The 23,315-nt window shown below is 44.8% G+C and carries 20 protein-coding genes; 11 read left to right on the top strand and 9 right to left on the bottom strand.

Annotation, left to right across the window (positions count from 1 at the left end; genetic code table 11):
* Nucleotides 1–170: 170 nt before the first annotated feature.
* Genes mbhE through mnhG form a run of 6 tightly spaced genes read left to right on the top strand, consistent with a single transcriptional unit; the run spans nt 171 to nt 5,681 of the window.
* Nucleotides 171–2,777 carry a hydrogen gas-evolving membrane-bound hydrogenase subunit E gene (gene mbhE / locus OO774_RS23310; RefSeq protein WP_264908696.1) on the top strand — a complete coding sequence of 869 codons (2,607 nt, stop codon included), beginning with the start codon at nt 171–173 and terminating at the stop codon, nt 2,775–2,777.
* Nucleotides 2,777–3,139: a Na+/H+ antiporter subunit C gene (locus OO774_RS23305; RefSeq protein WP_264907132.1), complete on the top strand. Its 363-nt coding sequence runs from the start codon at nt 2,777–2,779 to the stop codon at nt 3,137–3,139. The genes mbhE and OO774_RS23305 overlap by 1 nt, the downstream gene beginning before the upstream one ends.
* Nucleotides 3,136–4,632: a proton-conducting transporter membrane subunit gene (locus OO774_RS23300; RefSeq protein WP_264907130.1), complete on the top strand. Its 1,497-nt coding sequence runs from the start codon at nt 3,136–3,138 to the stop codon at nt 4,630–4,632. The genes OO774_RS23305 and OO774_RS23300 overlap by 4 nt, the downstream gene beginning before the upstream one ends.
* Complete coding sequence (locus tag OO774_RS23295; RefSeq protein ID WP_264907128.1) at nt 4,629–5,105, top strand: Na+/H+ antiporter subunit E; 477 nt, start codon at nt 4,629–4,631, stop codon at nt 5,103–5,105. Before OO774_RS23300 ends, OO774_RS23295 begins: the two co-directional genes overlap by 4 nt.
* Nucleotides 5,098–5,376 carry a cation:proton antiporter gene (locus OO774_RS23290; RefSeq protein ID WP_264907126.1) on the top strand — a complete coding sequence of 93 codons (279 nt, stop codon included), beginning with the start codon at nt 5,098–5,100 and terminating at the stop codon, nt 5,374–5,376. The genes OO774_RS23295 and OO774_RS23290 overlap by 8 nt, the downstream gene beginning before the upstream one ends.
* Nucleotides 5,376–5,681 (top strand): monovalent cation/H(+) antiporter subunit G, encoded by a 306-nt coding sequence (gene mnhG, locus OO774_RS23285; RefSeq protein WP_264907124.1) that lies wholly within the window; start codon nt 5,376–5,378, stop codon nt 5,679–5,681. Before OO774_RS23290 ends, mnhG begins: the two co-directional genes overlap by 1 nt.
* A gap of 71 nt (nt 5,682–5,752) precedes the next feature.
* On the opposite strand, the gene OO774_RS23280 is transcribed toward mnhG, so the two are convergent.
* Entirely contained in the window at nt 5,753–6,622 is an 870-nt protein-coding gene (locus OO774_RS23280) for an AraC family transcriptional regulator (RefSeq protein WP_264907122.1), read from the bottom strand.
* Nucleotides 6,623–6,789: 167 nt separating this feature from the next.
* On the opposite strand from OO774_RS23280, the gene OO774_RS23275 reads away from it, so the two are divergent.
* The 3 genes from OO774_RS23275 (at nt 6,790) to OO774_RS23265 (ending at nt 11,882) form a co-directional block, all read left to right on the top strand.
* Complete coding sequence (locus OO774_RS23275) at nt 6,790–7,755, top strand: phytanoyl-CoA dioxygenase family protein (RefSeq protein WP_264907120.1); 966 nt, start codon at nt 6,790–6,792, stop codon at nt 7,753–7,755.
* 490 nt (nt 7,756–8,245) lie between these two features.
* Nucleotides 8,246–10,153, top strand: a complete 1,908-nt coding sequence (locus OO774_RS23270) for a DEAD/DEAH box helicase (RefSeq protein ID WP_264907119.1) — start codon at nt 8,246–8,248, stop codon at nt 10,151–10,153.
* A gap of 535 nt (nt 10,154–10,688) precedes the next feature.
* Nucleotides 10,689–11,882, top strand: coding sequence for an acetate/propionate family kinase (locus OO774_RS23265; protein ID WP_264908694.1), 1,194 nt, complete (start codon nt 10,689–10,691; stop codon nt 11,880–11,882).
* A 400-nt stretch (nt 11,883–12,282) separates the two neighbouring features.
* Here OO774_RS23265 and OO774_RS23260 read toward each other — a convergent pair whose 3' ends face one another.
* The 6 genes from OO774_RS23260 to OO774_RS23235 all read right to left on the bottom strand — a co-directional run bounded on the left by OO774_RS23260 (nt 12,283) and on the right by OO774_RS23235 (nt 18,028).
* Entirely contained in the window at nt 12,283–12,756 is a 474-nt protein-coding gene (locus tag OO774_RS23260) for a low molecular weight phosphatase family protein (protein ID WP_264907118.1), read from the bottom strand.
* Between the two features lie 40 nt (nt 12,757–12,796).
* Nucleotides 12,797–13,660, bottom strand: a complete 864-nt coding sequence (gene pstB / locus OO774_RS23255) for a phosphate ABC transporter ATP-binding protein PstB (RefSeq protein WP_264907116.1) — start codon at nt 13,658–13,660, stop codon at nt 12,797–12,799.
* The gene (gene pstA, locus OO774_RS23250) at nt 13,660–14,910 is read right to left on the bottom strand and encodes a phosphate ABC transporter permease PstA (protein WP_264907114.1); all 1,251 of its coding nucleotides are present in this window, start codon (nt 14,908–14,910) and stop codon (nt 13,660–13,662) included. The genes pstB and pstA overlap by 1 nt, the downstream gene beginning before the upstream one ends.
* Nucleotides 14,903–16,288 carry a phosphate ABC transporter permease subunit PstC gene (gene pstC, locus OO774_RS23245; protein ID WP_264907112.1) on the bottom strand — a complete coding sequence of 462 codons (1,386 nt, stop codon included), beginning with the start codon at nt 16,286–16,288 and terminating at the stop codon, nt 14,903–14,905. The genes pstA and pstC overlap by 8 nt, the downstream gene beginning before the upstream one ends.
* A gap of 4 nt (nt 16,289–16,292) precedes the next feature.
* Complete coding sequence (locus OO774_RS23240) at nt 16,293–17,324, bottom strand: PstS family phosphate ABC transporter substrate-binding protein (RefSeq protein ID WP_264907111.1); 1,032 nt, start codon at nt 17,322–17,324, stop codon at nt 16,293–16,295.
* Nucleotides 17,325–17,557: 233 nt separating this feature from the next.
* A complete protein-coding gene (locus OO774_RS23235; protein WP_264907109.1) occupies nt 17,558–18,028 on the bottom strand; it encodes an arsenate reductase ArsC in 471 nt (156 codons plus the stop codon).
* 940 nt (nt 18,029–18,968) lie between these two features.
* Here OO774_RS23235 and OO774_RS23230 point away from each other — a divergent pair.
* Nucleotides 18,969–20,282: a PAS domain-containing methyl-accepting chemotaxis protein gene (locus tag OO774_RS23230; RefSeq protein WP_264907107.1), complete on the top strand. Its 1,314-nt coding sequence runs from the start codon at nt 18,969–18,971 to the stop codon at nt 20,280–20,282.
* Nucleotides 20,283–20,528: 246 nt separating this feature from the next.
* Complete coding sequence (locus OO774_RS23225) at nt 20,529–21,407, top strand: DMT family transporter (protein WP_264907106.1); 879 nt, start codon at nt 20,529–20,531, stop codon at nt 21,405–21,407.
* A gap of 121 nt (nt 21,408–21,528) precedes the next feature.
* Here OO774_RS23225 and OO774_RS23220 read toward each other — a convergent pair whose 3' ends face one another.
* Both OO774_RS23220 and OO774_RS23215 read right to left on the bottom strand, forming a co-directional pair.
* The gene (locus tag OO774_RS23220) at nt 21,529–22,431 is read right to left on the bottom strand and encodes a hydroxymethylglutaryl-CoA lyase (protein WP_264907104.1); all 903 of its coding nucleotides are present in this window, start codon (nt 22,429–22,431) and stop codon (nt 21,529–21,531) included.
* On the bottom strand, nt 22,428–23,273 hold the full coding sequence (locus OO774_RS23215; RefSeq protein WP_264907102.1) for an enoyl-CoA hydratase-related protein: 846 nt from the start codon (nt 23,271–23,273) through the stop codon (nt 22,428–22,430). The genes OO774_RS23220 and OO774_RS23215 overlap by 4 nt, the downstream gene beginning before the upstream one ends.
* Nucleotides 23,274–23,315 lie beyond the last annotated feature (42 nt).

The raw sequence follows: 23,315 nt of genomic DNA, 5'->3' as shown, positions 1-23,315 counted from the left end.
GTGTTCTATCCTCAACCCGTTTATTTTTTTAGAGGTCGATAAAGCTTTTATGTCGTGAGTAGTCAAGCAACTTGATTGTGTTGAACACATTTAAAGTATGGATGGCGGCATTGAATAACGTTAACGATAAAAATCAGGTTGATAACTCAAGAAAGTGCACACTGCTTTTGATGATCTTTCCGTTGATACCGATCATCATCTTGTTGTTTGTTGTGAGCTGGTATCGCCCAGAAGGGGGAAGTTGGAGCGGGAACTGGGTTCCGGGTCTTGATGTCAACTTAAGCTTTCGTCTCGATGCTTTGTCATTTCTGTTTGTGTGTTTGATTTGCGGTATCGGCGCACTAATACAATTCTATTCTCTTGCGTATATGCGCAACCATGCGGCGCGCTTTTCCTTTCATGTCTACCTTACGTTGTTCATGCTTTCTATGCTCGGCGTTGTCACGAGCGACAATGTTCTGCTGCTGTTTGTTTTTTGGGAACTGACGACCATCACCTCGTATTTGCTGATTGGCTTTAACCACGAAAAAGAGCAGTCACGTGAAAAGGCGTTACAGTCGCTTTTAGTTACTGGGGCTGGAGGGTTGGCGTTGTTGGCGGGGTTAATTTTATTGGGACAACTTGCCGGAAGTTATGAGCTTGGTGTCATTGTTCAACAATCGACGCAAATTGCCTCCCATAAATGGTTTATTCCTTCGCTCATATTGATCTTCCTTGGTGTGTTCACTAAGTCCGCACAGTTCCCATTTCACTTCTGGTTGCCCAATGCGATGGCGGCACCGACGCCGGTGAGCGCTTATCTGCATTCTGCGACTATGGTAAAAGCGGGTGTGTATCTTCTCGCAAGGTTGTCTCCGGTTTATTCACACAGCGACATTTGGTTTTACACATTAAGTACCTTTGGTGGTTTTACGGCTATCTGGTGTGGTTTGTTGGCATTAAAGCAGACCGATTTAAAGTTAATGCTTGCCTACAGTACCAATGTCGCGCTGGGTAAGCTGGTCCTGTTAATTGGCATGGGAACGGAGCTCGCTCTGACCGCCGCACTTTTGTTCATCCTGGCGCATTCATTTTATAAAGCGGCCCTGTTTATGGTGGTTGGAAACATTGATAAAGCCACAGGTACGCGAGAAATCACCAAGCTGAATGGATTGAAAACCGTGCTTTCTTTAAGTTTGGTAGCAGCAATGCTAGCGGCGCTGTCTAAAGCGGGAGTACCTCCATTATTCGGCTTTTTGAGCAAAGAATATATGTATAAATCGGGCCTTGAAGTGAGCAGTGTAGTGATTGGTTTGTTGCTCGTTGTCAATGTCATCATGGTGGCCGTGACGATAGCGCTAATCTACAAACCGTTCTTTTCTTATTCTCAACGTGAGCCAACCCCTGCGAAAGGCATCGAATCGGACAGAGGTTTATGGATACCACCGATGCTGCTGTCAGTTGGGGGATTGATTGTTCCAGTGTTGGGGCTTGGTTGGGTTAATCATAATGTCATTATTCCTGGGGTTTTATCGAGCCTTCCTGCATCTGCTCCACAGGCCACAAAGTTATGGCATGGCGTTAACCTTCCATTGTTATTGAGCGCGGTCACCTTAGGGATGGGGTGGGCGCTTTACGCGATGTATACGCAGCGATTTGCCAAGTGGTACAAAAGCGCGTTTGTATTCCCTACTGCGGAGCTAGTATTTGATAAAATTATCAATGGCGTCATGCGATTTGCCACGTGGCAGACACAACGGCTGCAGCAAAAACGGTTGAGCAAATATGTACTTATGTTTAGCATCGTTCTGGCCATCGTGTTGCTCAGTCGCCCGGTAGATTTTTCAACTGCGCCTTTTACCGAACTGTTCGCTATTAACTTCTACGAAATAACCGTTGCTTTGTTACTTGTGGCAGCGGTGTCGGTATGTACGTTCTCTAAGTCTCGATTGTTATCGGTGTCAGCCCTTAGTGTGGTGGGCTTTCTGACAACACTCGTGTTTATGTTATATAGCGCGCCCGATGTCGCACAGACCTTGTTGCTAGTAGAAACCCTTATGGTGGTCTTTTTAGTTTTGCTGATGCGCCATATGCCGAAACTGACAACTGTGCGTGGTCACTCTAAACGGCGTCGCTTATTGCACGCGGTTATCGCCGGGATAGTCGGATTGTCTGTCAGCACTGTGCTAATTAATATCACCTCGCAACCGTTCGATCCCATGTTGTCCAATTACTTTATGCAAAATAGTCTGCCAGAAGGACACGGACGAAATATTGTCAATGTCATCTTGGTCGACTTTCGTGCTATTGATACGTTAGGTGAGGTGATTGTGGTCGTAATCGCGGGCATTGCTGCGACAAATTTACTTACCACTCCAAATTACAAGCATCCTCCTGTCCATTCTCTGATCTTTTCCACCACGGCTCATATTGTCTTTACATTAATGTTGCTGTTTTCTCTGTACTTACTGCTGCGCGGGCATAACGAACCGGGTGGTGGGTTTATCGGCGCACTTATTGCGGTGATAGGGTTTGCGCTAATGATGTATGCAGAATCGCCTAAGTATGTCAGAGACCGTTTGTACTATTCGCCATTAACTATTGCGATGTTCGGTATCTTGCTCAGTTTTATCGCTGGGCTATTAGGCTTGGCACTCAATCTCCCTTTCCTGACCGGATTGTGGTGGAAGGATATTCTGCCACTTGGCACGCCACTGTTATTCGATGTGGGCATTTATTTAGCAATCATTGGTGGCGTCATGGGTGTACTGTTACACGTGAATGAGGTGCTCGACTGATGGAAGTACTGTGGAGTTTAGTCGTCGGTGTGTTTGTTACTGCTGGTATTTATCTGCTACTTGAACGGCACATATTGAGAATATTATTTGGGCTGATTTTATTAAGCAGTGCTGTGAATCTGGCCATATTAACGGCCGGGCGATTAACCATTGGTTTACCCGCTTTGATCGAGTCAAATGCACAACTCCCACCTGATGGTGCAGCCAACCCGTTACCTCAGGCGTTGATCTTGACCGCAATCGTGATTGGTTTTGGTTTGCTCGTTTTTGCACTGTTGTTGTTCTATCGGGCTTATTCAGAAACCGGCTCGGCAGATGTTGATGATATGCGACGGTCAGAATCAGAAGAGGAGGAGGAATGACGACGATTTGGCTAACTCTACCTATCGTGACTTCACTCCTGACTGCTGTCGTTGTGTTTATCACTAAGCGTAAGCTCTGTCTTGCTGAACGTATTAGTGGCGCGAGTGCACTATTGACGCTGTGTGTCGCCGCTTTTCTTACCAGTGATGTGATACAGGGTGGGCCAGTTGCGGTGGCTTTTGGTCAATGGCTCGCACCTTTCGGTGTTGTGTTTGTTGCAGATTTACTTACGATAGCCATGGTTCTGGTAACGGCGGTGATTGGCTTAATCTGTGTCGTTTATGCGGCTGGGGATCTCCGCAACAAACCATCATACGCGATGTATCACGCGTTGATACATGTCTTGCTAGCGGGCGTTTACGGGGCATTTTTAACTGGTGATATCTTCAATCTCTATGTCTGGTTTGAAGTGATGCTGATTGCCTCCTTTGGTCTGATGGTTTTGGATGCCAATAAGTCTCAGATTGATGGCGCAGTGAAATACGTGATACTCAACCTGATCTCGACGTTGTTTTTCCTGCTAGCGATAGGCCTGTTGTACGGTGTAACCGGGACGCTAAACCTGGCGGACCTTCACGCCAAAGCGGCTTTGATACCATCTGACACGAAAACCTTGCTCGCTGGTCTATTCTTATTCGCTTTTTCTATAAAAGCAGCACTGTTTCCCTTGTTTGTTTGGCTTCCAGCCTCTTACCACACCTTACCGAGCGGTGTGGTTGCACTGTTTGCTGCTCTGCTGACTAAAGTCGGGGTATACACATTAATACGTGTGTTTACGCTGGTTTTTCCGTTGGCAGATAGTGGTTGGCAATCGACGTTGATGTGGATTGCAGGTTTGACGATGCTGACGGGCGTATTAGGTGCGGCGAGTCATTACGACATTAAAAAAATCCTGTCATTTCATATCATCAGCCAGATTGGCTACATGATCATGGGACTGGCCATCTATACGCCATTGGCGATGGCTGGGGCTATCTTCTATATCGTTCATCATATTTTGGTGAAGGCGAACCTGTTCCTAATAGGAGGCTTCGTCGAGCGTAAATACGGCACCAGTCAGCTTAAGCAGTTGGGGGGAGTATATAAAGCAATGCCTTGGTTGGCCTTGTTATTTTTTATTACAGCATTCTCTTTAGCTGGATTTCCGCCACTATCCGGCTTTTGGGGCAAGTTCTTAGTGATTAAAGCAAGTTTACAAACAGAGGGCTATTGGCTTGCAGGGACCGCTTTACTGGTGGGATTACTAACGGTTTTTTCCATGAGCAAAATCTGGAATGCCGTGTTTTGGAACAAGCAGACAAGTGAGGTTGACGTTCAAATGATGACCAAGTCGACCACGTACTTATATTGCATTCCTATTGTCACCTTGACGGCGATGAGTTTGGTCATCGGCCTGGTTGCAGAGCCATTTTATCAATTTGCTATGCAGGCTGCGGTTCAGCTGTTAGAGCCCACTGAGTATATTCAGGCCGTATTGAGAGGTGGACAATGATCTACTTTTTTCTCAATCTCTTTCTCGCATTGGCATGGATGCTTTTAAACGGCACCTATACCAGCCTCAACTTTATATTTGGCTTTATTGCCGGATTTTTTGTATTAAGGCTAACTCAGCCATTCGGTACGAAAAGCCGTTACTTTCAAGTTTTCGTCTCACTTGTAAAGTTGGTGAGCTATTTCTGTTTTGAGTTGATCATGTCTGCCGCTCAAGTGATGTGGGACGTGTTAACGCCAACCCATTTAAGTGAACCAGATATCATTTACGTACCACTTGATGCTAAATCAGATATAGAAATCACACTACTTGCTAATATGGTTTCGTTAACGCCAGGTACGTTAAGTTTAGATGTCACACCTGACAAAAAGCATCTGATCGTGCATGCTATGTTTGCGCCAGAACACGACAAAGTGATTCAAGACATCAAAAGTGGATTAGAGAGCCGGATATTGGAGGTGACGCGTGGATAACTGGCTGCAGTTTAGTATTTACTTTGCTTACAGTGGGTTGTTGCTCAGTGTTGTGATGGCAATGGTACGCTTGGTGTTAGGGCCGACCTTGGCGGACAGGGTCGTCTCACTTGATCTTATCTCGTTTGTCACGATTGGGTTCATTGCTGTTTATACCCTGGATAGTGGTCAAGAGACGTTGTTAGATATTGCTATCACACTTGGTTTAGTGGCGTTTCTCGGCACAATCGCGTTTGCTCGAATGATAGCGAAGAGGAAAGGAGGGGAGTAATGGAATTGGTCATTGGTATATTGTTGTGCATTGGCACCTTATTTTTTCTGATCGCCAGTTTGGGAGTGATTCGAATGCCAGATCTCTACACCCGCATGCACGCGGCAACAAAAGCGGGCACGGTTGGTGTGGCATCATTGCTTCTGTCTGTCGCTATAGCCATTCCTGATGCCACGGTGATTTCTCGATCTTTGGGGACGATGTTGTTTATTTTCCTCACTGCACCTGTGGGTGCGCACTTATTAGGCAAAGCTATGAGGAAAAGTGGTTATCGAATGTGGCGCAACCCAAAAATAAACAAGTAAACCAAACCGCTCTCCCTGATTGAATCGTCTCCATGTTGTCGATAAAGGCGTTGCTCCAAATCCAGGATTTTTTACGGTGTTTTTCTGAACTTGTCGCGAAAAGCTTTCGGCGTCAATTGTTTGTACTTTAAGAACAACCGGTTGAAGTTAGAAAGGTTATCGAAACCAGAGAGCTCTGCGATGAGCGAGACAGGTTTGTCGGTTTGAACTAATAACGAGCAGCCTTTACCCAGTCTCACTTGCGTAATGTAGTTATTTACGCTGTGCCCCATCATTTTCTTGAAAAAACGACCTAGTGTGCTCTCACTCATACCGACCAACGAGGCCAACTCTGTGATGGTTAATGTTTGAGTATAATTTTCATGTATCGCTTCGAGAAGCTGACTTAATAAACGTTGCTGCCGTTTATCAGAGTCCTGCCTGTCCAGCATTTGGTGAACAGAAATACACTGATAATCTTGTGTACTGCTCAACCCATCGAGAATATTCAGTATGCTTGTAAGTCTGTGCATGGGGCTTGCCTCATCCAATGCTTCAAACAAGGGCAGTAATTTCTGAGCAACCTCCTTCGAGAAGTTCACGCCGCGATGAGCATCTTGCAGTAAAGGGGCAAAAGCCCGGCATTCTGGAAATAACCGTGTCACCTCACTGATCCACTCGGTGTCGAACCACAATACATAGACTTTCTGTTCCTGTGTGGCGTTCATACTTGCGCGAGAATGCCAAGAATGCGGAATATTGGGCCCAAGCAGTATTAAATCGAAATCCCCGTACTCTAAAACGGTATCGCCAATATAGCGTTCGCCAGTACTGTTAAGTGTCAGCGTCAGCTCATATTCAGGGTGAAAGTGCCATTCAAATGGAATCGCATCCAATCGACGAATAAGTAGTTGCCAGGAGTTGTCCTGGTTGTATTTAACTTTTTCATACTGGGCTTTCATGAGTAATACAAACCTGCGCATATCGCTAACTATTAATGACTATAAAGTATCAGTATATGCTGTTTTTGTATCACTTTGTTAGGTCAATTGTTGTCAGAATGTAATCAAACGGACGAGCTCAACGTCTGTTAAAACCACAATAATCAGCCCTACAGGAAACCACCATTATGAAAAACAAATACGGATTCGGAGACAACGCGCCTGGCAATAATAGTGTCTCCAACATCAATTCAGCACAGTTGAAAGACATACAAAAAACACTGCCTTTGAAGAAGCTAACACAAGAACAGTTCGAGTTTTGGCAGCACAATGGTTACCTGGTCATCCCGCAAATTATCTCGCCCGAGGCGGTAAAGCGTTCACAAGATTTTTTATGGGAGTTTCAGGAAATGGACCCGACTGACTCACAAACTTGGTATCAGGCACAGCGCCGTGATCACGCCATGGTGGAGCTCAACAACTCAGGGATGGTTGAATGTTATAACAACCAAGTTCTGTGGGATAACCGTCAAAACCCAGATGTTTACAATGCGTTTGTCGATATCTGGGATCAGGAAAACTTATGGGTCACCATTGACCGAGCGAACTTAAACCCGCCAAACAAATCAGGACGCGAGTTTAGTGGTTTTATTCATTGGGACGCCGACACCTCACTCGATCCGCTTCCAGTTAATGTACAAGGCGTGCTAGCGCTATCAGATACCAGTGAAGAGACTGGTGGTTTCCAATGTGTTCCCGAGCTCTACCGTCAACTTGAGGAGTGGCGTAAAACACAGCCGAATGATCGAGACCCTTATGTACCGGATCTCACCGGGTTTGATGTGGATTTTATTTCAATGAAAGCGGGGGACTTACTGATATTTAACAGCTTGCTTCCACACGGTATCCGTCCTAATCAATCGAACCAGGTGCGTATGGCACAATACATCTCAATGGTTCCGGCGGAAGAAGACAACCAGGCGATCAGAGATTGGCGAGTAAACTCTTGGCGTGAGAGAACACCACCGCAAGGTTTTGCTTTCCCGGGTGACCCACGTGACTGGGAGCAAACAAAGTACCCGCAGGCGACGCTTACAACCTTGGGTCAGAAACTATTGGGTTTGACCAATTGGAAAGAATCTCAAACGGCATAAACTGTTAGTCTGACTGGCTGTGATTTTTGATGTATTCAAGATAGACTTTAATCTGTTTATCTTGAAACCATTTCACTTACCCTTAGAGGTGAGTGAAGTGTATTATCCTTATTGCGAGCTATTATTATCGGTAGAGCGCAATTTGGTTGTGAGTTGTCCCTAGGGATTGATATAAGAAAGGCCAACGTCATGCTTTGGGTTGGTCAAAAACCATTCGCTTTCATTAAGCGCTTTTTTGTGGAGAATGGTGGGGTGGTGGGAATTTATGCGAAAATGCCATTATTGAGAATAAATTGTGATGTAATTCAATTTTTTCTGGCTTTTTTTATGCTTTTAAGGAATAATCCGCCTCCCTTAGTCGTCCCTAATGGCTTATCGCGGTTGTGTACTGTGCTAATTCCTATCTGAATGGATTTAGTATCTGGATAATTCAGTATTGAATTGGAAGAGCATATGGGACTGTTTTTTTGTTTAATTAAGTAGGATCCCAATGCAAGATTCTGTTATTCAATTCAGTGATTTATCTCTGAATGATTCTATCCTTTCTGCTCTAGACGGAATGGGTTTCGTGTCACCAACTCCAATTCAGGCTGCGGCAATCCCACACCTGTTGGAAGGTGCTGACGCGCTGGGCAAGGCACAAACGGGTACAGGTAAAACGGCAGCATTCTCTCTGCCTCTTCTCAACAAACTAGATCTAAACCAACGCAAACCACAAGCAATTGTACTTGCTCCGACTCGTGAGCTAGCGATTCAGGTTGCAGCGGAAATGAAAAACCTTGGTAAAAACATCAAGGGCTTGAAAGTTCTAGAAATCTACGGTGGTGCTTCTATCGTTGATCAAATGCGTGCACTTAAAAATGGTGCGCACGTTGTTGTTGGTACTCCTGGCCGTGTTCAAGACCTGATCAACCGTGAACGTCTACATCTAGACGAAGTGAATACTTTCGTACTTGATGAAGCGGACGAAATGCTAAACATGGGTTTCGTAGACGACGTAACTGCAATCATGGAGCACGCTCCTGAATCAGCACAACGCGTTCTGTTCTCTGCGACTATGCCTCCAATGCTGAAAAAGATTGTCGAGCGCTTCCTTCGTGACCCTGTAACGGTAGACGTTGCTGGTAAGAACCACACTGTAGACAAAGTTCAACAACAGTTCTGGGTAGTGAAGGGCGTAGAGAAAGATGAAGCGATGTCTCGTCTTCTTGAAACTGAAGAAACGGATGCGTCAATCGTATTCGTACGTACTCGTCAAGATACTGAGCGTTTAGCTGACTGGCTTTCAGCTCGTGGCTTCAAAGCTGCGGCACTGCACGGTGATATCCCTCAGTCTCTACGTGAGCGTACTGTTGACCACATCAAACAGGGTGTTATCGACATCCTAGTTGCAACTGACGTTGTTGCACGTGGCCTTGACGTTCCGCGTATTACGCACGTATTTAACTACGACATCCCATTTGATGTTGAGTCTTACATCCACCGTATCGGCCGTACAGGTCGTGCTGGACGTAAAGGTAAAGCGATCCTTCTTGTTCGCACTAACCAAATCCGCATGTTGCGTACTATCGAGCGTGTCACTAAGTCATCAATGGAAGAAATCCAACTTCCTCTACGTGACCAGGTTGCTGAAGCTCGTCTGGCTCAACTAGGTGCAGAGCTAGAAGCTGAGAAAAAGCACAAATCACTAGATAAGTTTGCTGAGTTGGTTGAGAAACTACAAACTTCTCTGGAAATCGACCCTGCAATGCTTGCTGCGATGCTTCTTAAGCGTCAGCAAGGCAAACGCCCACTATTCTACATTGGTGAAGACCCAATGGTAGAAGCGATTGAGCGTGATAAGCAACGTCGTAAAGAGCGTCGTGAAGGTGGCCGCGAAGGTGGTCGTAACTTCAACAACCAAGATTGGGATACTTACCAGCTACAAGTTGGCCGCGAGCAAGGTGTTCAAGTTAAAGACATCGTTGGTGCTTTGGCAAACGAACTTGGCCTGGGTAAAGGTTCTATCGGTGCGATCAAGCTAGCGCAAGGTCACACGTTCGTACAGCTACCAAAAGCAATGACTTCTGAAGCGGCGAACAAGCTAAGCAAACTGCGTATCCGTCAACAAGATGTTGGTGCGGTAGTCTGTGACTTCGATGATTTCCGTGAATCTCGTGGTGGTCGTCGTGACGGCGGTCGTCGCGATGGTGGACGTCGTGATGGTGGCTACCGTGGTAACCGTGACGGTGGTGCTCGTCGTGAAGGTGGCCGTCGTGATGGTGGTTTCCGTGGCAACCGCGATGGCAACCGAGAAGGTGGTGAGCGTCGTTTCGACCGTAACCGTGGTGGTGACCACCGTGGTAACTACCGTGGCGAACGTGGTCACGGCCGTGGTCGTAGTACACAAGACGCATAATCGACGAGGTTATTTAGATAACCTAAGTTAGATAAAAGCTGATTTAGAAAGCCGAGCTTAACATGCTCGGCTTTTTTCATGCTGAAAGGAAATTTTCACATTGTTCTCAAATATTTTTCTGCGCTATTTCTGAGCACTTATTTACTGTGATTGGTTTAACAACGAAGCGCAGCCAGTACCAAAGTCATCTAAATTCATCTTGATAGCGTCTTTTCATTTCATGTATCCGCCAAGTTAAATTCTCTTAACCTGACAATAGCTATGTTCGTTTTTGTTTGTCTAATAAATAAGTTAGCTCAACATTCCTACAATATATAAGCAGGCGAACTCATAAGTTCTGCATATAATAAGATATATTTTTTGCGTCAAATAAAATCAAAAAATGCCCTAGATCAATAAAAATTGTCCAATCAGAACATTAATCCTAAAAGATAGTTGAAAGATTAAAAAATTATTGAATAATAGAAACTAAATGAGTCGTACGCAGCGTGAAAGCGCAATGACAACCTCTGCTCCACAACAGGATAACTATTTCATGTCTAATTCGTTTGTACTAGTGATCAACTCAGGAAGCTCGTCACTAAAGTTCGCAGTCATCGATTCAAATTCAGGTGATGCTGTTCTAAGTGGTTTGGGTGAATGCTTTGGTCTTCCAGAATCTCGTATGAGCTGGAAATTCAACGGTGAAAAAAAGGAAGTTTCTATCGAAGGTGACGATAGCCATCATAAAATCGCTATCGGAAAACTAGTAGGGTTAACCGACGAATTAGGTTTAGCTAAAGACATCGTTGCGGTAGGCCATCGTATTGTTCATGGTGGTGAAAAATTCACAACGACGGTTCGTATTACCGATGAAGTGACACAAGAAATCGAACAGCTTGCTGATCTTGCTCCATTACATAACCCGGCAGGTGCTATCGGCATTCGAGCTGCAATTGAAGCGTTTCCGACTCTTCCTCAGTTCGCTGTTTTCGACACTGCCTTCCACCAAACGATGCCACAAAAGGCGTTTACCGGTGCTATTTCGCATGAGCTTTACGAGCAGTATGGTATCCGACGTTACGGTTTTCACGGCACAAGCCATTACTTTGTAAGTCGTGAAGCGGCGAAAATGCTGAACAAGCCTGTGGAGCAGTCTAGCTTCATTACGGTACATCTTGGTAATGGCGCTTCTGTATGTGCGATCAAAGATGGGCTATCGGTTGATACCTCGATGGGCTTTACTCCACTAGCTGGCTTGATGATGGGTACACGTTCTGGTGACCTAGACCCAGGCATCATTGAATTCCTAATGAAGAAAGGCTGGACTCAGGAGCAAGTATTTGAAACGCTCAACAAAAAGTCTGGCTTCTTGGGTGTTTCTGGCGTGACATCTGATGCCCGAGGCATTCTGCAAGCGATGGAAGAAGGTCATGAAGGTGCGAAACTAGCGTTTGAGGTGTTTACCTACCGTGTTGCGAAATACATCGGCTCTTACTTAATCCCTCTTGATAGCTTGGATGCAATTATCTTTACAGGTGGTATTGGTGAAAACTCTCTGGATATTCGCCGTGAAGTGCTGAAAAACCTAAGCCTACTTGGCTTCGTTGAAGATGAGAAAGGCAATGAAGAGGCTCGATTCGGTAATTCGGGTGAGATTGGTAAATCTGAACTGCTGGATGCGAAAGTATTGGTTATTCCTACCAACGAAGAGTGGGTGATAGCTCAGCAATCGGTAGAACTGCTGTAATTGCATTTAAAATCATATAGATAAAGGCGAGTTTAGTGCTCGCTTTTTTTGTTTTCATGTGTTGGATAGACCATCACTAAGCAACGCATGACGGCACACCCATTACTAGCTCTATTGACTTCTGAAATTCATTTTGTGCCCTTAAGTCAGCAAGGTTAATGTTGACTTGTTTATACCCGATTCGGTGTTAACGAACGTAGTTGAACAATAGTACTGAAGGGCTAAGTCCCCTTAAATTTCGGCTCTTATCCGCTTTGTTGAGTCTAACTGCATTAAGTGACTAAGCAAAAGTGGTGGATTGCATACTTGATAGTTGTTGGTGGTATGAACAACGTATTTCAAGTTCTGCCGATAGCTGAGAAATCAAGGTATCGCGTCGGAGAGCATGAATCTCGTATCATCACATGTCTTTTAGCTCATTAAGCTTTTGTTCAATCGAATCTTTAGACAAGTTTTTTTCAATGAGGATCTGCCCCATAGTTGCGATTCTACGTTCCAGTGAATCTCCAATCACGCCACAGTGATAGTATTTTTCTTCATCTGAGCAGTCTGCCGGAAAGGCATCTACTTGCCAGTTGACACGTAAGCCACCGGACAACCAAACCGGCGCAGGTTCGTGGTGTAAGGAATCGCAAAGGATCACAATGACATCTGGATGGAAAGATGTTCTTTCTTCCCAGGAATGCGAATAATTGTGCGGAACTGGTAATTGATTGTCTTCTAGATAACGTTTGACCACGGGGTCGATAGAGCCAATAGGGTGGGAGCCACCGCTTGCGACTTTAAATACATCTGGCCACATGTGAGTTGCCAAAGACTCGGCAATAACGCTTCTACCTGCATTGTGCTTACAAATAAATAGAACTTTTTTCATCTCTATTTCCTCTTATTGTCAATTATTTAAAGACGAACTATTAGCCAAAATTGCCATGAAGGTAACCCTTGGTTAACTCATGTTCTGGTTCAGAAAATATCTGTTTTGTGGGATTTACTTCAATCAGTTTGCCTAAGTGAAAGTATGCCGTTCTTTGGGAGATACGTTTCGCTTGCTGCATTGAGTGAGTGACTATACCGATAGAGTAATTCTCTCTCAGATCTAAAATAAGCTTTTCTATGATGGATGTAGCGATGGGATCGAGTGCGGAGCACGGCTCGTCCATTAAGATGACTTCAGGACTGATCGAAATGGCTCGAGCAATACAAAGTCGTTGCTGCTGACCACCAGATAAACCAGTGGCCGGAGCATCGAGCCTTGAGGATACTTCGCTCCATAAGCCTGCTTTTTGCAGCGATGCTTTAACTACATCATCAAGTTCTGATTTGGTTTCAACTAAGCCGTGAAGCCTAGGTCCATAAGCTATGTTTTCGTAGATGGATTTTGGAAATGGGTTTGGTTTCTGGAATACCATTCCCACTCTCGCTCTCAGTTCTTCTGGTTCCAGATAAAAAATATCTTCACCATCCAGCGTCATATCACCAGTGACCTGACAATGTTGTATTGAGTCATTCATACGATTAAGGCAACGTAAAAAGGTCGACTTGCCGCAACCAGATGGCCCCACCATAGCCAGTACTTCACAACGTCCCAGATCAAGGCTGACATTAAACAGCGCCTGTGTACCTGAATAATAAACATCAAGATTTTTGGTTGTGATGCTAGGGTTAGCCGCTTGATAAGCGCCAATAGTTTGGTGATCTTTAAGCGAGCCACTAAAAGTATCTTTGATGGCATTAGTGCCAGATAAAGGCATTAAATCAAACGTGTTTTCGTTACTCATCACCATCTCCTTTCTAACTTTCTCCGCAAATACAGCGCGGCACCGTTCATAAGGAACAAGAAGAACAGTAAAACCATGATTGCTGCGGAGGTTAGCTCTGCAAACCCTCTTTCAGGGTTTTCTGACCAGAGAAAAATCTGTACAGGAAGGGCGGTGGCCGCATCAAGAAATCCTTTAGGGATATCCACAATGAAAGCCACCATACCTATCATTAAAAGGGGGGCAGTCTCGCCAAGCGCTTGTGCCATACCAATAATAGAGCCAGTAAACATTCCTGGTAATGCCAGTGGAACGACATGGTGAAACACCACCTGAGTTTTTGAGGCTCCCATAGCCATTGCGCCGTCTCGTATTGAAGGTGGCACCGATTTTAATGACGCCCGGCTGGAAATAATGATCGTCGGTAAGGTCATTAACGTCAGAACCAAGCCTCCAACCAGAGGCGTCGAACGAGGCAGACCGAGTACGTTTAAGAAAATCGCCAAGCCCAATAGACCAAATACGATGGATGGAACGGCAGCTAAGTTGTTGATATTAATTTCGATAATCTCAGTAAACTTGTTTTTTGGGGCGAATTCCTCAAGATATATCGCCGCTCCGACACCAATCGGAAAGCTAAGGGCTAAAGCGGTAATGATGGTAAATGCTGACCCCATAAACGCACCAGCTATACCAGCGACTTCAGGGTTTCGACTGTCTCCCTGGCTAAAGAAATACCAGTTGAAGCGAGTTCTGACTCGGTCTTGAATTTCTAGCTGGCGAAACCATGTTTTCTCCTTAGCAGAGAAATTAGCCTCTGAGACACTTGTCTGGTTCTTATTGTATTGATTAGCCGCGTCCCCGGCAGGAAGCCATAACGTCAGTGTCGATGCCGTGGCACCTTGTTCTTCAAGGGCTTGCTTGAGAATGTATTCAGATTCCGGTGACAGAAGTTGATAGAGCTTCCTACGCTCTGAGCGACTTTGTACCGTTCGAAACTTGTCGCGCAAGGCGTCTCGAATCATTTGGCGAGGAGAATGTTGGCTTGTCTCTTTATTAAGGTGGAAAGTCATCTCAATTTCAGTGACTTTGAGTGCACTTACGCCAGTCGATAGAATCGCCCCAAAGAGAACGACTAAAAAACACAGTGCAGACAGCACGGATAGAGCACCGTAAAGTCTGAAGCGATTTTCGGCTCTTCGGCGTCCTTTCAGGGACCGGCGGACTTTTCCGATTTTGTCGTCTGCCAGTTTTCGTAGAGGATCATTCATACTGTTCTCGATACTTCTTCACAATACGCAACGCAACGACATTGAGGCACAGCGTGACCAAAAATAGCGTTAAACCGAGAGCAAATGCTGCCAATGTTTTCACACTATCAAACTCTTGGTCTCCCACAAGCAAGGTTACGATTTGTACCGTAATTGTCGTCACGGATTCGAGAGGGTTGGCGGTTAAGTTCGCTGCCAGTCCAGCAGCCATTACTACAATCATGGTTTCACCAATCGCTCGGGACACCGCGAGTAATAAACCACCGACGATTCCTGGCAAAGCGGCGGGTAATACGATTTTCTTAATGGTTTCTGAACGCGTCGCCCCCATTGCCAATGAAGCATCTCGAATGCTTTGAGGTACTGCTCTGATCACATCATCGGATAATGAGGAGACAAACGGTATTATCATCACGCCCATGACGACTCCTGCCGCCAGCGCACTTTCAGACGATGCAGACTGACTGCCCAGAGATTCTGCAATGCTGCGAATGTTTGGTGCTAAAAAGAGAGCCGCGAAAAAGCCATAAACCACCGTTGGTATACCAGCGAGGATTTCCATCATCGGCTTTATAATTCCGCGGGCACGCTCAGGCGCATATTCAGCGAGATAGATAGCGCTGAATAGACCAATTGGTGCGGCGACCATCATTGCGATAAAAGTGATCAAAAGAGTGCCAACAAAAAGTGGGATCGCCCCAAAAGATCCGCTTGCGCCTTGTTGGTCTGCGCGAATCGCGATTTGAGGAGACCAGTGAGTGCCAAACAGAAACTCACTTATAGAGACTTGTGAGAAGAACAAAATTGATTCGTACAACACAGACAATACGATCCCAACCGTCGTGAGAATAGCAATCATAGAGCTTGCTGCTAGTAATGTTGTAACGGTTTTCTCAACGTAGTGACGCGCTTTAAAAGAGGCGTTTATTTGATAGAAGGCAATCCCTGCGGACATTGTCGTGAGCAGAATGATGAGCCAGGTTTCTAGAGATGAGCTATAGGACTTGAGTTCCGTGTAGTAGCTTTGGGTTTGGGTTATCTGCTCTTGATAACTAATATGAGAACTTACTGGTAAATCGACCGCTTGGATTCTGGCATAGAGAAGATCTTGGGTTGTGCCTGTGTCTGATATTGGCATAAGGGAGGCGAAGTGTTCTAGGACAAGTTGCCGGATAATCCAAGGCTCGCATGCCGTCCAGAAAAGAACGAAAAACATCACAGGAAGCACCGTCATCCACATTGCATACCAACCGTAGTAGTTGGGTAAAGAATGCAGATGACGTATGCCGCCACACTGTTGCGCTACATTGACGGCTTTAAAACGAGCGATTAAAAAGCTCAATACAGCACATAGTAAAATGGCTAGAAAAAAATGCATAACATCATAAATTCGGTGTTAAATTTTCAGCACTACTTCTTACTGTTTTCCATTCGTTCATTGGCAGTGGAATTAAGCCACGGTCGGTAAGGTAACCTTCTTCACCGATTGCGTCTTCTTGAGTGAACGCGTTCACGTATTCTGCTATTCCCGGGATCACGCCAACGTGTGCTTTTTTGACGTAGAAGAACAGCGAACGGGATACGGGGTACGAACCATCACCAATGGCTTCAAACGTTGGCTCGATGCCGTTTATTTTTGCACCCTGTACTTTGTCACGATTTTGATCGAGGAAACTGAACCCAAAAATACCGAAAGCTGCTGGATTGCTCGATAGCTTTTGAACAATCAAATTGTCATTTTCACCAGCTTCTATAAAAGCACCATCTTCACGGATACCTTGGCATGCCGCTTTATGTTGTTCAGCGTTTGATTTACTCATTTCTTTCATCACTGGATTGCTATCACATCCTGCTTCCATCACTAGCTCAACAAACGCATCACGAGTCCCTGAAGTTGGAGGTGGACCAAGCACTTCAATTTTCACATCCGGCAAATCACTATTGATTTGTTTCCACGTCGTGTATGGGTTGGGTATCAAGTTGCCGTTTTCATTTGGAAGTACCTTCGCTAACGCCATGTAGAGTTCTTGGATAGATACATCCATTTGCGGAGAATTAATCGAGTTCGCAAAGGCGATGCCATCGTAACCAATTTTGATTTCTACAATTTCGCTGACACCATTTTGTTTGCAAAGGTCAATTTCAGATGCTTTGATTTTGCGTGACGCATTGGTGATATCCGGCGAGTTTTCACCAACTCCAGCACAAAACAATTTTAAACCACCACCTGACCCAGTAGATTCTATTTTAGGCACAGAGAAGCTGGTTGATTTACCAAATCGCTCCGCGACGACGGTAGCAAAAGGGTAGACGGTAGATGAGCCGACGATGCTTATCTGATCTCTGGCAAAGGTATACGGCGAAGCCAATATGACACTGGTTGCCAAGATTGATCCAAGTACAAACTTACGCATGATAGTCTCCTTACTTTGCGTGCTGCTATTAAAGTAGCCAAGGTAGGAGCTATGAGCCACAAGCTGTCCAGGATGGTAACCAAATATTCATAAAGAGAGATGAGTGAGGGAGTAGATCTCTGACAGTTTAGTTGTGGTGAAGTGAAATGAAGGGTTACATCAAAAAGATGGCCCTTCATTTTGTTTGTGCTTTTTGCTCAGTATCTTAAGAGTACTTTAGCTGAATGGATAAGCTAAATGGATGCCAGCTCGGAAACGCAGTGTTTAATTTCTTCATCATTCAGTGACTCAAAATTTATTGAGCCTAGTGCTTTGATACGTTTTTCAAGCGACGCGAATATTTTATCGCAATGAGAATTAAATGCAGTCTCTGAAGCTTCGGCGTCTGGTAAGGATTCAAGATCCCAAGCAACACGTATTCCTGATGACAACCAATTGGGGCACGTTTCGTTGTGAATTTTATCGCAAACGGTGATGATGAGGTCTGGATGGAAGCTAAGTCGCTCTTCCCAAGATGTACTCTGAAACTGCGATGGATCGATATCATGCGTTCGTAAATAATTGGCAATACGCGGATTAATCTCACCTTTAGGATGGCTACCACCACTCGCAATTTGGAAGTGACTTGGCAGATGTTGTTTTGCAATGGCTTCGGCCAAAATACTTCTGCTCGCATTGTGTTTACAAACGAATAATATCTTCATGCCCGTTCTCTAAATCAATTAACTGGTTTCGTATCCACGGAAGCATAAAAGGCAATTGTTACAACACTGTGATTTTTTCTGAAAGTAACAAGCTTTCATTCAAAATGTGATTTGGGCATAAACACCGAGCTTCGGTAGAAAAAGTAGCGCAAATGTTTGACGTATTGCACTTACCCAAGAAAAACAGGTGTCTCTGCCTATAACGTAAAGAGCCGCCAGAGTATGGCGGCTTCTTTACCAAGATTATTCAAGCTTAAAATTAAACTTTCTTAATCGCTTTTTTAATTTTCTTTACTTTCGCTTTTGCTTTTTTCAGTGATTTTTTAAGCTCTTTCTTTGTTGTTTTTGCCATTATTTACTCCGTTAGTTTATGTTGATGCGAGTTTCTGCCCTAAACCACATTTTTCAAGGCTATTCAGTACGTACGCTTTTGTGAGTAGCAATAAACTGCTTAATAAATTTCCGGACTTCTCTAGCGGCAGACGTATCTATATCTTCACAGATAGAGATGAAGTCGTCACGTTCCTCCCGATTGATACGCACAACTAGTTGGCAATCCTTTTTATTTGATGATTTCTTTTTACTCATATCATCACTCAACAAAAGTGTATATACATTGTATATCTTTAGTATAGGCACTTTATGTGCGCAAGTTGGTTAGCCAAATTTGAGGAAAAGTCGTGTCTTTTACTGTTGAAGTGTGACCATTTTCACATAATGAACCGCACCACCAGTTTTAGAAACCGAGTTAAGCGAGTAGAACCCGATGGCACCTCAAAGATAAGTAAGTCACATACTAATTGTATGGTTGCATTTTTTTGTGATGTACATGTGATGAATGTATAATTTCGTGACTTGTTTGTAATCAATCACGAACACTACTTAACGTCATTAAATTACTGAGCTTTTGACAATCAAAATAGGCCTTATAAGGGAAGTCATGTTTTTTAGTAAGTCGCTTCAAAAAGAAAATCAGCAATTAAAACAAGAGCTCTACAGTCTTACCCAAGTGCATCAAAGTCTTGATCAGGACATGTTAATGCTCTCCCTTGACCCAGAGGGTAATATTACGTCTGTTAACCAGAACTTTGTGCAGCAGATGAACCTAACTGAGCACGAGGTATTGGCAAAGCACATCACTGAACTCGTTCCATTTAAAGCGAGAAATACAGCGCACTTTCAACGGATGAAGCAGGCCGTGTTAACCCAAATCTTTTGGAATGGCGCTATGCAGGTTTCTAAAGGGGATGGTGAAGAAGCGTGGCTACGCTCAATGGTGCAACCGATCTTTGATGTCAGTGGTAAAGTTACCCGTTTTGTTGTGTGCGCGTCAGAATTGACTAGAACAATCAAAGCCTCTCGTGAGCAAGAAGATATGCTCAACGCATTGAATCGCTCTATGGCGGTCATTGAGTTTAGTTTGGATGGTGTCGTTCTCAAAGCGAATGATAACTTCCTCAAAACAATGGGCTATACGTCGGAACAAGTCACGGGGAAACATCACCGAATTTTCTGTGATCAGGAAGAAGCAAACTCTCAGGCCTATCAGGAGTTTTGGCATAAATTATCTAGTGGGCAGTTTGTCTCTGAGCGTTTTAAAAGGTTAAATCGTTTTGGTGAATTCGTATGGTTAGAGGCTTCTTATAATCCAATCCATAACGATAGGGGAGAATTGTATAAGGTAGTGAAGTTTGCTACGGATATTACCGAACAAGTTCTTCAAGAGCAGTCGATGGCGCAAGCTGCTCATTTAGCGAATGAAGTGTCGAAAGAGACCGGAACTCAAACGATTCAAGGTCAGCAAGTGACTGGTGAAACGGTTGAGAATATGCAAATGCTCTCAAGACAAATGGAGCAAGCCAATGCCGCGATTGAGGAGCTCAAAGGTCACTCAGCGAAAATTAGCGAGTTGGTAAGGAATATCAGTGGTATTGCCGATCAAACCAATCTGCTTGCGTTGAACGCTGCGATCGAGGCGGCTCGAGCAGGAGAGAATGGACGAGGTTTTGCGGTTGTTGCGGATGAAGTAAGACAACTTGCACTTCGTACCAATACGACGACTGACGATATTGTCACGATGGTGAAAGAAAATCTCGAGCGCACCAATAACGCTGTCGATTTGATTTCACAATGCCAAAAAGATGCGCTGAATACCCTTGAGTTGTCTGAGAAAGCAGGCAAAGTCATGAATGATATTCAAGATGGCGCAAGCCGTGTTGTTGAGGCGGTTGCTCAGTTCAATCGCACGCTCTAATAACGTCTTACTTGCAATTGTGAGTGATGTTTCCTCGCCAGATACGTAATGTGATCTGGCGCGGATTAACGCTTTTGAAATTGTTAGTTTCATGTATAGTAATTGTGTCTCGCAAACGTCAGCATGTTCCATTCTTTATTCATTTCTTGCCTGTATTTGTGACTCTTAAACAATAACTTTCATCGATTTTCTCGACGTCAAGAGCTCGTCTATCGAACTCGTTACCGAGTATTTTTGTGGGTAATTATGCTTAACTCAGAACATAAAGCGACCATCATTCTTATTGCAACTACCATGATTGCGGCACTTGGCTGGATTTTCTCTAAAGAGACCATACAAGGCTTGCCACCTTTTGGCTTTATCGGTTCGCGATTTACTATCGCAGCGCTTTGTTTGCTGCCTCTGTGTTACCGCCCCCTTTTATCAGCGAAGATGAGTGATGTGTTGTCAGCAAGTGGCGTCGGCTTACTGTTAGGTAGCGCGGTAATGACATGGATCTACGCGGTTTCGATCAGTGATACGTTAGGCGAGGGCGCATTCATCATGAGCCTGTCGATGTTGTTTGTTCCTATTGTCGCCTGGGTAATGTTTCGTCAACGGCCGCAGCGTATATTTTGGTTCTCATTACCAATAGCTGTTATTGGTTTAGCCTTTCTTTCCTTGGCAGACGGGTGGAAGCAGTCTGCAAGTCAATTTTGGTTTCTTGGTGCGGCTCTTCTCTTGGCATTACACTTTAATGTAAACAGTAAGTACTCACAGAAGTTACCTGTTTTATTGTTAACTTGTTTGCAGTTATTCTCTGCGGGTTGTCTTGGTTTAGTGGTCTCCTATTTTATGGAGTCACTTCCTGGCGAAGTTGATGCACCAATTTGGTGGTGGTTTGCACTCAGTACCTTGCTTGCGACCAGCTTACGCTATGTAATGCAAACGATGGGGCAGAAGTTTGTGCAAGCGGGGAATGCCGCTCTGATTATGATTTTAGAGCCAGTATGGACAGTAGTATTGAGTATCCTTTGGTATGGTGAAGTACTGACGACCAACAAACTTATTGGTTGTCTGCTCATTTTGTTTTCTCTCGTTATTTATCGCACTGGTGGTAGATTCCGTTTTCCGAAGCGTATTTAGTGACTGCCAAGCTTGGCTTAAATAGATTACTGATGTCGCTCTGGCTCCTCGGAATGACTGTGAAGATAAATTGGTAAGTGATGGATTTTGTTGTGAAACAAACGAGTTTACATCGTTTCTGTTACTCATAGCGATGACGCAATGCCAGTGACACTTTAGATGTCGGTTGACGCTGTAACTCGTCGCTAATCATCCAACCTGCTTTGGCTAGCAGTTCTAAATCAACACCTGTTTCTATTCCCAGTCCTCGGCAAAGGTATAGAACATCCTCGGTGGCTACATTCCCTGACGCACCGTGCGCGTAAGGGCAACCACCCATACCTGCAACACTGCTATCAACGGTATCGATGCCCATCATTAATGCCTGATAAATATTGGCAAGTGCCTGGCCCCAGGTATCGTGAAAGTGAACGGCTAATTTCTGGCTCGGTATATTCTTTAAAACAGCTTCCAGCATTGCTTCCACACGATTTGGCGTGCCAGTGCCTATTGTGTCTCCGAGCGATACTTCATAGCAGCCCATATCAATGAGATTGGTGGCAACATTCATCACTTGCTTGGGGGTTGTCGCTCCGTCATAAGGGCAGTCGATGACGCACGATAAATAGCCGCGTACCGGAATACCAAGTTTAGCGGCTTGTTTCATCATTGGTTCGAATCGAGACAGGCTTTCTGCGATCGAGCAGTTAATGTTGTGCTCGCAGAATCCTTCTGAGCAAGAGGTAAAAATGGCAATTTGATTTGCTCCAGCCTCCAGCGCTTGCTCAAAGCCTGTCAAGTTAGGCACGAGCACAGAGTAACTGATGTCGCCGCGTCGGGAGATAGCCTGCATCACTGCTTTGGAATCGGACATTTGCGGAACCCATTTAGGCGAAACGAAAGAGCCAGCTTCTATATGAGTTAAGCCGGTGTCCGACAACAAGTTGATCAGTCTGACTTTGGCGCTTGTAGAGACGGGTGACTCATTTTGCAATCCATCTCGTGCACCTACTTCGACTATTTTTACCTCTGAAGGGAGTGTCATGTTTCCTCCGGATCCGCTTTATGTATCCAGCGCGGAAGACGTTTTTCGAGAAACGCTTGTAAGCCATCTTGTCCCTGCGGCGACACGCGGATATCGGCAATTAATCTGCTCGTGTACTGGATAAGATGAGAGTCAATCGGGTTTTGATGACATTGGTGACACAAGGTTTTTGCCTGGCGCATCGCATCAGGGCTGTTTACCAGCAGTGTCTTAATCAACTCATTAAGCGTGCTGTCAATTTCGCTCTGTTCCCTGACTTCATGAACGATCCCAAATCGTTCAGCGTCATCTGAAGAAATCACTTCGCCACTTAATATGAAGCGGCGAGCCTGTCTATTTCCCATTGCCCGCATGACATAGGGAGAGATCGTCGCTGGAACGAGTCCCAGTCTGACTTCACTTAAACAAAAATTGGCGCTTTTGCTCGCGATGGCAATGTCGCTACAACAAATTAACCCCAAAGCACCGCCAAATGCTGATCCTTGCACAACGGCGATGGTTGGTTGCGGGAATGTGTCCAGCGTCTCCATTAAACGGGCGAGGTTTTGCGCATCAATGACATTCTCCTTGCGTGTACTGTTGGCCATGGATTTCATCCAATTTAAATCAGCACCAGAAGAAAAATGCTCGCCGTTACTCCGCAGAACCAGACACCGAACGTCGTTTCTCAATGCCAGATAATCGAGCCTGTGTATTAGCAAATCGATCATACAGGCGTCGAACGCGTTGTGTTTCTTTGTCCTGTTAAGCGTGATGGTTGCCACACCATACCGGTCAACTTGCCAAAGCACGTCATCTTGCCTTTTAGCGTTTGGAATAATGCTCGGTTGAAGTTCGTGCATATAGGTGTCCTTTCGATCTTTCCCAAATTTATGTTCTGTATT

Origin of the sequence: Vibrio sp. STUT-A11, assembly GCF_026000435.1 — a bacterium.
GTDB lineage: Bacteria > Pseudomonadota > Gammaproteobacteria > Enterobacterales > Vibrionaceae > Vibrio.
Note: the sequence above shows the minus strand (reverse complement) of the source record. Positions and strands in the feature narration are given on the sequence as shown.